Annotated in this window: 7 protein-coding genes; 6 read left to right on the top strand and 1 reads right to left on the bottom strand. The window is 72.1% G+C overall.

Annotation, left to right across the window (positions count from 1 at the left end):
- Window positions 1-163: 163 nt before the first annotated feature.
- Complete coding sequence (locus tag ACFVX6_RS27285) at window positions 164-835, bottom strand: bifunctional DNA primase/polymerase (RefSeq protein WP_389695759.1); 672 nt, start codon at window positions 833-835, stop codon at window positions 164-166.
- 368 nt (window positions 836-1,203) lie between these two features.
- Between ACFVX6_RS27285 and ACFVX6_RS27290 the strand changes: the two genes are divergently transcribed.
- The 6 genes from ACFVX6_RS27290 (at window position 1,204) to ftsH (ending at window position 11,205) form a co-directional block, all read left to right on the top strand.
- Window positions 1,204-2,778 (top strand): hypothetical protein, encoded by a 1,575-nt coding sequence (locus tag ACFVX6_RS27290; RefSeq protein WP_389695761.1) that lies wholly within the window; start codon window positions 1,204-1,206, stop codon window positions 2,776-2,778.
- Window positions 2,779-3,114: 336 nt separating this feature from the next.
- Window positions 3,115-4,461 carry an ammonium transporter gene (locus tag ACFVX6_RS27295; RefSeq protein ID WP_389695763.1) on the top strand — a complete coding sequence of 449 codons (1,347 nt, stop codon included), beginning with the start codon at window positions 3,115-3,117 and terminating at the stop codon, window positions 4,459-4,461.
- Entirely contained in the window at window positions 4,458-4,796 is a 339-nt protein-coding gene (locus ACFVX6_RS27300; RefSeq protein WP_112451060.1) for a P-II family nitrogen regulator, read from the top strand. Before ACFVX6_RS27295 ends, ACFVX6_RS27300 begins: the two co-directional genes overlap by 4 nt.
- Window positions 4,797-4,838: 42 nt before the next feature.
- Window positions 4,839-7,265: a [protein-PII] uridylyltransferase gene (locus ACFVX6_RS27305; RefSeq protein ID WP_389695765.1), complete on the top strand. Its 2,427-nt coding sequence runs from the start codon at window positions 4,839-4,841 to the stop codon at window positions 7,263-7,265.
- A 292-nt stretch (window positions 7,266-7,557) separates the two neighbouring features.
- The gene (gene ffh, locus ACFVX6_RS27310) at window positions 7,558-9,132 is read left to right on the top strand and encodes a signal recognition particle protein (protein WP_389695767.1); all 1,575 of its coding nucleotides are present in this window, start codon (window positions 7,558-7,560) and stop codon (window positions 9,130-9,132) included.
- Between the two features lie 150 nt (window positions 9,133-9,282).
- Window positions 9,283-11,205: an ATP-dependent zinc metalloprotease FtsH gene (gene ftsH, locus ACFVX6_RS27315; protein ID WP_389695769.1), complete on the top strand. Its 1,923-nt coding sequence runs from the start codon at window positions 9,283-9,285 to the stop codon at window positions 11,203-11,205.
- Window positions 11,206-11,333 lie beyond the last annotated feature (128 nt).

Below are 11,333 nucleotides of genomic sequence, written 5' to 3' on the forward strand. Positions count from 1 at the left end.
GCGCCGGCCCGGCCCCCCGTGGGGCGGGTGGCCTGGGACCCCGCGCTGACCGCCTACACACCCCCCCCGCCGCCCCCCCGCCGCCCCGGCCCCCCCCGGCCCCCCCCCCCGGGGCCCACTGCCATGAGCGCGGCCACGGGCGTCTCGGTCGCGGCCGGCCGGGCTACGGGCGGCGCAGCCGGTGGCAGAGGTAGGCGAGGGTGCCGAGCAGGAGGCGGGCCTGCGGGGGATCCCCGGCCGAGTCCAGTGCCGGCGGGCGCAGCCAGCTCACCGGGCCGAGGCCCGCGAAGTCCGAGGGCGGGGCGGTGACGTAGGAGCCCTGGCCCAGCGCGCGCAGGTCGAGACCGGCGTCGTCCCAGCCCATCCGGTACAGCAGCTGCGGCAGCCCGGCCGCCGCCCCGGGGGCGACGAAGAACTGGGCCCGGCCGTCCGGGGTCGCGGTCACCGGGCCGAGCGGCAGACCCATCCGCTCCAGCCGGACCAGCGCCCGCCGCCCGGCCTCCTCGGAGACCTCGATGACGTCGAAGGAGCGCCCGGCGGGGAGCAGCACCGCGGCTCCCGGGTACCCGCTCCAGGTCTCGGTGACCTCGTCGAGGGTGGCGCCGGCCGGGACCGTCGGAGCGAGGGCCAGCGGATGCGCCCCCGGCGCACCACAATTCGTATGACCGCAGGAGCAGTCGCGGGCGGGCCCCGCGGCCCGGGCGCCGGGGACCACGTCCCAGCCCCACAGTCCGGTGTACTCCGCCACCGTCGTGCACTCCGACGTCCGGCCGCGGCGCCGAGCGCCGGAACGGAACTCCTTGGTGCCGCGGCTGCCGCCGATCGTGAAGCCCATGCCCATGCCCCCTCCAACGGGTCGGACGTGCCGGTGGTTACGACCTCGGCTGGTTGCGTTGGCTGCCCGGATGACCGGCGCACTCCTCGCCGCGCACGCCCCGGCGCGCTCCTGTCCAACCGATCGGTCTTGCCTTCGTGTCAAGTGAATCGCGCCTGGCGGGTGGCGAGTTCATTCGAAGGGGTGGCGAATGGTGGCGTTTCCGGGATCGACCTCGCCCAAGGGGTGATCGTAGGATTACTTTCGGTGCACGAAGCGCGAAGAGGAGACGGGTTCGCGGGTATGCCGGAGGCATGCGTGAAGGACCTGTGAAGACCGTTTCCCGACAGGGTTTCGTGTGGAAGAGGCTGACGGATGGGGGCGTTCCAGTGAGCGGCAACGGCGCAAGCGGAACGAGTGCGGAGTCCGACGTGTGGTCCGCCGGGATGCCGGACCGGGACTCCGTGCGGGATTCCGCACAGGACTCCGTGCAGGGTTCCGTGCAGGACGCCACCGTCCGCAACGAACAGCTGACGTCCTGGTTCGTCCGCAGCGGCTGGTCCAAGGGCGAGCTCGCCCGCCAGGTCAACCGCCGCGCCCGCCAGATGGGCGCCCACCACATCAGCACCGACACCTCGCGGGTCCGCCGCTGGCTCGACGGCGAACAGCCCCGCGAACCCGTCCCGCGCATCCTGTCCGAGCTCTTCTCCGAACGCTTCGGCTCCGTCGTCGCCATCGAGCACCTCGGCCTGCGCACCGCCCACCAGACCCCCTCCGTCTCCGGCGTCGACCTGCCGTGGGCCGGCCCGCAGACCATCGAGCTGCTCGGCGAGTTCTCCCGCAGCGACCTGATGCTGGCCCGCCGCGGCTTCCTCGGGACCTCGCTCGCCCTGTCCGCCGGCCCCGCCCTCATCGAGCCCATGCAGCGCTGGCTCGTACCGGTCCCGGCCGCCGACCCGGGACCCCGGGAGGCGGGGTCGGCGGGCGCCCTGAGCGGCCACCGGCCGCCCCGGCTCTCCGAGCCCGAGGTGGACCTCCTCGAAGCCACCACCGTGATGTTCCGCCAGTGGGACGCCCAGTGCGGCGGCGGACTGCGCCGCAAGGCCGTCGTGGGCCAGCTCCACGAGGTCACCGACCTGCTCCAGGAGAGCCACCCGGCCCCGGTCATGAAGCGGCTCTTCAAGGTCGCCGCCGAACTCGCCGAACTCGCCGGCTGGATGAGCTACGACATCGGCCTGCACCCCACCGCGCAGAAGTACTTCGTCCTCGCGCTGCACGCCGCCAAGGAGGGCGGGGACAAGCCCCTGGGCTCGTACATCCTCTCCAGCATGAGCCGCCAGATGATCCACCTGGGCCGCCCGGAGGACGCCCTGGAGCTGATCCACCTGGCCCAGTACGGCAGCCGCGACTGCGCAGGGCCCCGTACCCAGGCGATGCTGTATGCGATGGAGGCCCGCGCCTACGCCAACATGGGCCAACCCAGCCGCTGCAAGCGGGCCGTGCGGATGGCCGAGGACACCTTCTCCGACGTCGGCTTCGACGCCGAGCCCGAGCCCGACTGGATCCGCTTCTTCTCCGAGGCCGAGCTCAACGGCGAGAACTCCCACTCCTACCGGGACCTGGCCTACGTGGCGGGCCGCAGCCCCATGTACGCCTCCCTCGCCGAACCGGTCATGGAGCGCGCCGTCTCGCTCTTCGAGAAGGACGAGGAGCACCAGCGCTCCTACGCCCTCAACCTCATCGGCATGGCCACCGTGCACCTGCTCCAGCGCGAGCCCGAGCAGGCCACCGTCCTCGTCGGCCGCGCCCTCGACGTGGCGGGAAAGGTGCGGTCCGAGCGGGTCAACACCCGGCTGCGCAAGACCGTCGACACCGCCGCGCGTGAGTACGGCGACGTCGCGGACGTGGTGCGGCTGACCGACCACCTCGCCTCCCGCCTCCCCGAGGCCGCGGAGGCCGTCTGACGGCCACCCGGCCGCCCCCAGGCCCCCGGCCGCGGCAGTCACCCCGTGAAGCCCGATCAGGCTCCCCCAGCCAGGTTCCCCGGGTCATCGCCGCGGCCGGGTCTTCCACCGGCAGCTCCATGAACCACTCGTTCATGGAGGCGTAACACGCCGGACCTCTTCGTCATCGACGCGAAACACCCAGCGGCGCCGCCGGAAACCGGCCTGCGCGAATCTCAGGGCCAATAACCGGCCAGCCCCCGGGCCGGAACACCCTCAGGCCTGATTCACGAACCAGCGCCGCTCAGGTTTTCACGATCGCCCGCACGCGAACGTACCGACGACGAGGAGACGCCGATGGCATCAGCCATCACGACCCTCGCGGCAGACGCCCCCACGCTGTCTTCCGCGAACACCGGGTTCATGCTCATCTGCTCCGCCCTGGTCATGCTGATGACCCCGGGACTCGCCTTCTTCTACGGAGGCATGGTCCGCGTCAAGAGCAGCCTCAACATGCTGATGATGAGCTTCATCAGCCTCGGGATCGTCACGATCCTCTGGGTCCTCTACGGATTCAGCCTCGCCTTCGGCGCCGACTCCGGCTCGCTGATCGGCTGGACCTCCGACTACGTCGGACTCAGCGGCATCGGCATCACCGAGCTGTGGGACGGCTACACCATCCCCGTCTACGTCTTCGCCGTCTTCCAGCTGATGTTCGCGATCATCACCCCGGCGCTGATAAGCGGCGCCCTGGCCGACCGCGTCAAGTTCAGCGCGTGGGCCCTCTTCATCACCCTCTGGGTCACGATCGTCTACTTCCCCGTCGCCCACTGGGTGTGGGGCGCCGGCGGCTGGCTCTTCGAGCTCGGGGTCATCGACTTCGCCGGCGGCACCGCCGTCCACATCAACGCGGGCGCCGCGGCCCTCGGCGTGATCCTGGTCATCGGCAAGCGCGTGGGCTTCAAGAAGGACCCGATGCGCCCGCACAGCCTCCCGCTCGTGATGCTCGGCGCCGGCCTGCTGTGGTTCGGCTGGTTCGGCTTCAACGCGGGCTCCTGGCTCGGCAACGACGACGGCGTCGGCGCGGTCATGTTCGTCAACACCCAGGTCGCCACCGCCGCCGCCATGCTCGCCTGGCTCGGCTACGAGAAGCTGCGCCACGGCTCCTTCACCACCCTCGGCGCCGCCTCCGGCGCGGTCGCGGGCCTCGTCGCCATCACCCCCTCCGGCGGCGCCGTCTCCCCGCTCGGCGCGATCGCCATCGGCGTCATCGCCGGTGTCCTCTGCGCCATGGCCGTCGGCCTGAAGTACAAGTTCGGCTACGACGACTCCCTCGACGTCATCGGAGTCCACCTCGTCGGCGGTGTCCTCGGCTCCCTCCTCGTCGGCCTCTTCGCCACCGGCGGGGTCCAGTCCGACGTGGCGGGCCTCTTCTACGGCGGCGGCTTGGAGCAGCTCGGCAAGCAGGCGATCGGAGTCTTCGCCGTCCTCGCCTACTCTCTCGTGGCATCCGCGGTACTCGCCTTCCTCCTCGACAAGACGATCGGGATGCGGGTCACCGAGGACGACGAGGTCTCCGGCATCGACCAGGTCGAACACGCCGAGACCGCCTACGACTTCAGCGGAGCCGGCGGCGGCTCCTCCTCCCGGAGCACCGCCGTCCCCGCCCCCGTTGCCGCCGCGAGCAAGAAGGTTGACGCATGAAGCTCATCACCGCGATCGTGAAGCCGCACCGGCTCGACGAGATCAAGGAAGCCCTGCACCGCTTCGGAGTTCAGGGACTCACCGTCTCCGAGGCCAGCGGCTACGGCCGCCAGCGCGGACACACCGAGGTCTACCGGGGCGCCGAGTACACCGTGGACCTCGTACCGAAGATCCGCATAGAGGTGCTCGTCGAGGACGGCGACGCGGAAGACGTGATGCGGATCGTCGTCGACGCCGCCCAGACGGGCAAGATCGGCGACGGCAAGGTGTGGAGCATCCCCGTGGACTCGGTCATCCGGGTCCGCACCGGCGAACGCGGCGCTGACGCGCTTTAGGTCCGTCCGGTTGGTCAGGTCCTAAGTGATTGGAACCCCTGGGTGACGAGTGTCGAAGAGACCACTGACGGCAGCACGGCCGACTCGGGACCCAGCGGGTACGCCGCGGCCCGGCTGCGACTCCTCCAGGAGGAGTCGCGGTCCGGGCCTTCCCGGCGTTCCGCCCTGGCGGCCCTGACCGACGACTGGCTGAAGGCGCTGTTCGCCACGGCGGTGAAGGAGACGGGCGTGCGGGGCGCCGCCCTCGTCGCCGTCGGCGGCTACGGCCGCGCCGAACTCTCCCCCCGCAGCGACCTCGACCTGGTCCTGCTCCACGACGGAAAGGCCGAAGCGCGCGCCCTGGCCGCCCTGGCCGACCGGCTCTGGTACCCCGTCTGGGACCTCGGCCTCGCCCTCGACCACTCGGTGCGCACCCCCGGCGAAGCCCGCAAGACCGCCGCCGAAGACCTCAAGGTGCACCTCGGACTGCTCGACGCCCGGCCCGTCGCGGGCGACGCCGGGCTCCTCGCGGGACTGCGCACCTCCGTCCTCGCGGACTGGCGGAACCAGGCGGCCAAGCGGCTGCCCGAGCTGCACTCCCTGTGCCGCGAGCGGGCCGAGCGTGCCGGGGAGCTCCGCTTCCTGCTGGAACCCGACCTCAAGGAAGCCCGCGGTGGGCTGCGCGACGTCACCGCGCTGCGGGCCGTCGCCGCGTCCTGGCTGGCCGACGCCCCGCGCGAGGGCCTCGCCGAAGCCCGGCGCCGGCTGCTCGACGCCCGGGACGCGCTGCACCTGGTGACCGGCCGGGCCACCGAACGGCTCTCCCTCCAGGAACAGACGCCGGTCGCGGCGCAGCTCGGTCTGCTCGACGCCGACGCCCTGCTCAGAGAGGTGTACGAGGCCGCGCGGGTGGTCTCGTACGCCGGTGACGTGACCTGGCGCGAGGTCGGGCGCGTGCTCCGGGCGCGGTCCGCCCGCCCCCGGCTCCGCGGGCTGCTCGGCACCCGCGGCTCCGTACCCGAGCGGGCGCCGCTCGCCGAAGGCGTCGTCGAGTCCGACGGTGAGGCCGTACTGGCCCTGGCCGCGCGGCCCGACCGGGACCCGGTGCTGCCCCTGCGCTTCGGCGCGGCCGCCGCCCAGGCCGGACTGCCCGTCTCGCTGCACGCCGTACGCCGGCTCGCGGCGCAGGCGAAGCCCCTGCCAGTGCCGTGGCCGGCCGAGGCCCGGGAGCAGCTGCTGACCCTGCTGGGCGCGGGGGAGCCGACGGTGGCCGTGTGGGAGGCGCTGGAGGCCGAGGGGATCATCACGAAGCTGCTGCCCGACTGGGAGCGGGTGCGGTGCCGGCCGCAGCGCAACCCGGTGCACACCTGGACCGTGGACCGGCACCTCGTCGAGACGGCGGTCCGGGCCTCGGAGCTGACCCGCCGGGTGGGCCGCCCCGACCTCCTCCTGATGGCGGCGCTGCTGCACGACATCGGCAAGGGCTGGCCCGGGGACCACTCGGTGGCCGGCGAGACGATCGCGCGCGACATGGCGCTGCGGGTGGGCTTCGACGCGGAGGACGTCGCCGTGCTGGGCGTGCTCGTACGCCACCACCTGCTGCTGATCGACACCGCCACGCGGCGCGACCTGGACGACCCGGCGACCGTCAAGGCCGTCGCGGAGGCGGTCGGGTCGCCCGGCACGCTGGAGATCCTGCACGCACTGACCGAGGCCGACGCGCTGGCCACCGGCCCGGCGGCGTGGAGCGCGTGGCGCGGCTCGCTCGTGGCCGACCTGGTCGCACGCGTCGCCGCCGTGCTGAGCGGGGCGGCCCCGGCGGTGACGGAGCTGGAGATCCCGACCACGGAGCAGGAGCGCCTGGCGGTGGAGGCGCTGCGCACCGGGGAGCCGGTACTGGCCCTGCACGCCCGCCAGGAGGAGGACGCGGTCGGCGTGGAACTGGTGGTGGCCGTCCCCGACCAATCGGGAGTACTGCCCGCAGTGGCCGGCGTACTGGCCCTGCACCGGCTCACCGTGCGGGCGGCCGACCTGCGCTCGATGGAGCTCCCGGACCAGCTGGGCGAGGTACTGGTCCTGCGCTGGCGGGTGGCGGCGGAGTACGGGTCCCTGCCGCAGGCCGCACGGCTGCGCACGGATCTGGTGCGGGCCCTGGACGGCTCGCTGGACGTCCCGGCGAAGCTGGCGGACCGCGAGGCGGCGTACCCGCGCCGGCGCGGTGTGGTCCCGCCGCCGCCCCGGGTCACGGTGGTGCCCGAGGTCTCCTCCCTGGCCACGGTCCTGGAGGTGCGGGCGCCCGACGCGGTCGGGCTGCTGCACCGGATCGGGCGCGCGCTGGAGTCCTCCGGGGTGCGGGTGCGCAGCGCGCACGTGTCCACCCTTGGCGCGAACGCCGTGGACACGGTGTACGTGGTCGACGCGGACGGCAAACCCCTCGGGCCTCCGGCCGCGGCCGCCCTGGCTTTGGCTGTCCAGGCTGCCTTGGCGTAGCACGGGCAGCCGCTGCGCGGGGCCGTTCCCTACCCGCCCTTCCACCGTTCCCCGGGCTCCGCCCGGACCCGGTCCTCACACGCCGGACGGGCTGAAATGGCGCTCCGCGCCGTCCAGCCCCGCCGGGGAATTTCCAGCCCCGCCGGCGTCTGAGGCGCCGGGTCCGGGGCGGAGCCCGAGGAAACGGCGAAAGGGCGGGTGGGGGATTGCCGCCCGCAGGGCCGGGCCCGCGGCGGGGACCGATACCCTGGGGGACGACCACACGCCCCCGACCCGAGGAATCGCGACCACCGTGTTCGATACGCTTTCCGACCGCCTCAGCGCGACCTTCAAGTCCCTCCGGGGCAAAGGCCGCCTCTCCGAGCAGGACATCGACGCTGCGGCGCGGGAAATCCGTATCGCCCTCCTCGAGGCTGACGTCGCCCTCCCGGTCGTCCGCTCCTTCATCGCGAACGTCAAGGAGCGCGCCCGCGGCGAAGAGGTCTCCAAGGCCCTGAACCCGGGCCAGCAGGTCCTCAAGATCGTCAACGACGAGCTGGTCTCCATCCTCGGTGGCGAGACCCGGCGGCTGCGCTTCGCCAAGACCGCGCCCACCGTGATCATGCTCGCCGGCCTCCAGGGTGCCGGTAAGACCACCCTCGCCGGAAAGCTCGGCCTGTGGCTGAAGGGGCAGGGCCACACCCCGCTCCTCGTCGCCTGTGACCTCCAGCGCCCCAACGCCGTCAACCAGCTCTCGGTCGTGGCCGAGCGGGCCGGCGTGGCCGTCTACGCACCCGCGCCGGGCAACGGCGTCGGAGACCCGGTCCAGGTCGCCAAGGACTCCATCGAGTACGCGCGGACCAAGCAGTACGACGTCGTGATCGTCGACACCGCCGGCCGCCTCGGCATCGACCAGGAGCTGATGCAGCAGGCCGCGGACATCCGCGACGCCGTCAGCCCGGACGAGATCCTCTTCGTCGTCGACGCCATGATCGGCCAGGACGCGGTCAACACCGCCGAGGCCTTCCGCGACGGCGTCGGCTTCGACGGCGTCGTGCTCTCCAAGCTCGACGGCGACGCCCGCGGTGGTGCCGCGCTCTCCATCGCGCACGTCACCGGCAAGCAGATCATCTTCGCCTCGAACGGCGAGAAGCTCGACGAGTTCGACGCCTTCCACCCGGACCGCATGGCGGGCCGGATCCTCGACATGGGTGACATGCTCACCCTGATCGAGCAGGCCGAGAAGACCTTCAGCCAGGCCGAAGCCGAGAAGATGGCGGCCAAGCTGCAGAAGGGCCCCAAGGAGTTCACGCTCGACGACTTCCTGTCCCAGATGGAGCAGGTCCGCAAGATGGGCTCCATCTCCAAGCTGCTCGGCATGCTCCCGGGCATGGGGCAGATCAAGGACCAGATCAACAACATCGACGAGCGCGACGTGGACCGCACCGCCGCGATCATCAAGTCGATGACCCCGGCCGAGCGCCAGGACCCGCACCTCATCAACGGCTCGCGCCGCGCCCGTATCGCCAAGGGCTCCGGCACCGAGGTCAGCGCCGTCAAGTCGCTCGTCGAGCGGTTCTTCGAGGCCCGCAAGATGATGTCCCGCATGGCCCAGGGCGGCGGCATGCCGGGCATGCCCGGCATGCCCGGGATGGGCGGCGGCCCCGGCCGGCAGAAGAAGCAGATCAAGCAGGCCAAGGGCAAGCGCAAGAGCGGCAACCCGATGAAGCGCAAGGAAGAAGAGGCCGCGGCGGCAGCGCGCCGCGAGGCCGGTCCGGAGGCGATCGAGCCCGCAGCCGGCGGCAACCCGTTCGGGCTTCCCACCGGTGGCGCCCAGCCCGGACAGGACTTCGACCTTCCGGACGAGTTCAAGAAGTTCATGAAGTAGCAGCGACGCAGCAGTGAAGTAGCAGTACGGAGCCACAGGAGCCCCGGCCGGAGCACTCCGGCCGGGGCTTCGCCGTGTGGCCCGCCGCCAGGGGCGACGGTCCGGTTTGTCGCTTATGGTCGGCCGGGAGGACGGCAGAAGGAGGCCTACGTGCCCAGCCCCACCCCCGTACCGCCCCGCGACCGGGCCGATACGCCCTGGCGCTCCGAAGGCGCACCCCCCGCCCCGCCGCCGAAGAAGCGGATGCCCGGCGGCTGGCGCGGCCTGATCCTCACCGCCCTGATCGTCTACCTGATCACCAACCTGGTGCTCTCCTTCTTCAACGAGGGCGACGAGCCGACCATCTCGTACACCGAGTTCAGCAAGCAGGTAGCGAACGGCAACGTCTCGAAGATCTACTCCAAGGGCGACGCCATCCAGGGCGAGCTGAAGGCCGAACAGCCCAAGCCGGACGGGGAGAAGGGCACCTACAAGAAGTTCGTCTCCCAGCGGCCCGCCTTCGCCGACGACGACCTGTGGGCCGACCTCACCAAGCAGAACGTCGTCGTCACGGCCTCCCCGGTCGTCGAACAGCGCAGCTTCCTCGCCAACCTGCTGATCTCCCTGGCCCCGATGCTGCTGCTGGTCCTCCTGTGGGTGGTCATCGCCCGCCGGATGGGATCGGCCATGGGCGGCGGCATGGGCGGGCTCGGGCGCAAGACGCCGCCCAAGCCGGTCGAGCTGGAGGGCGCCAAGCGCACGACCTTCGAGGACGTGGCCGGCATCGACGAGGTCGAGGGCGAGCTCAACGACGTCGTGGACTTCCTCAAGAACCCGGACGAGTACCGCAAGATGGGCGCCCGCATGCCCGGCGGCGTCCTGCTCGCCGGCCCGCCCGGCACCGGCAAGACCCTGCTCGCCCGCGCCCTCGCGGGTGAGGCCGGGGTGCCGTTCTTCTCCGCCTCCGCCTCCGAGTTCATCGAGATGATCGTCGGCGTCGGCGCGTCCCGGGTGCGCGAACTCTTCTCCGAGGCCCGCAAAGTGGCCCCCGCCATCGTCTTCATCGACGAGATCGACACCATCGGGCGGGTGCGCGGCGGCGGCGCGGGCATGGGCGGCCACGACGAACGCGAGCAGACCCTGAACCAGATCCTCACCGAGATGGACGGCTTCTCCGGTTCCGAAGGCGTGGTCGTCCTCGCCGCGACCAACCGGGCGGACGTCCTGGACCCGGCGCTCACCCGGCCGGGCCGCTTCGACCGCACCGTCGTCGTCTCCCCGCCCGACAAGAGCGGCCGGGAAGCCATCCTCCGGATCCACACCAGGGACATCCCGCTCGCCGAGGGCATCGACCTCGCGCAGGTGGCCCGTACGACGCCGGGCATGACCGGAGCGGAGCTGGCCAACCTCGCCAACGAGGCGGCCCTGCTCGCCGTGAAGCGCCAGCAGAAGGAAGTCACCCAGTCGGACCTCTCCGACGCGCTGGAAAAGGTCCAGCTGGGCGCGGAACGGCCGCTGGTCATGTCGGAGGAGGACCGCCGCCGCACCGCGTACCACGAGAGCGGTCACGCCTTGCTGGGCATGCTCCAGCCGGGCGCCGACCCGGTCCGCAAGATCACCATCGTCCCGCGCGGCCGTGCGCTCGGCGTCACCCTCTCCACGCCGGAGGCGGACCGGTACGCCTATACGGAGGAGTACCTGCGCGGCCGCATCATCGGAGCGCTCGGCGGCATGGCGGCCGAGCACACCGTCTACGACGTCATCACCACGGGCGCGGAGAACGACCTCGAACAGGTCACCAACATCGTCCGGGGCATGGTCGGCCGCTGGGGGATGAGCGAACGCATCGGCCGCCTCACCGCCATTCCCTCGGACGGACAGAGCCCCTACGGCCTCTCCGCGGCCCCCGCCACCCTCGACGCGGTGGACCACGAGATGCGCCGGATCGTCGACGAGTGCTACGAGAAGGCCTGCCGCCTACTGCGCGAGAACCGCCACAAGCTGGACGCCCTCGCGGAAGCCCTGATGGCCAACGAAACCCTGGACGAAGCGGCGGCCTACGCCGCTGCGGGCATCCCCCGGCTCCACAAGTGAGCGCCGTGGGGGGGGGGGGCGCGGCCCCCCCCCGGGGGGGGGTGGCGGGAGGGGGGGGGGTAGGACGGGGGGCGGGGACGGTGGGGGGGTGTTTGTGGAGCAAAAGGGGGCGGGCGCACCCGGGGTAG

It is taken from the genome of Streptomyces sp. NPDC058289 (assembly GCF_042880975.1).
GTDB lineage: Bacteria > Actinomycetota > Actinomycetes > Streptomycetales > Streptomycetaceae > Streptomyces > Streptomyces stoeckheimensis.

What these genes read in the sequence shown, in the direction of transcription:
- ACFVX6_RS27285 (WP_389695759.1), bottom strand. Translation starts at nt 835, where the DNA reads ATGGGCTTCACGATCGGCGGCAGCCGCGGCACCAAGGAGTTCCGTTCC.
- ACFVX6_RS27295 (WP_389695763.1), top strand. Translation starts at nt 3,115, where the DNA reads ATGGCATCAGCCATCACGACCCTCGCGGCAGACGCCCCCACGCTGTCT.
- ACFVX6_RS27300 (WP_112451060.1), top strand. Translation starts at nt 4,458, where the DNA reads ATGAAGCTCATCACCGCGATCGTGAAGCCGCACCGGCTCGACGAGATC.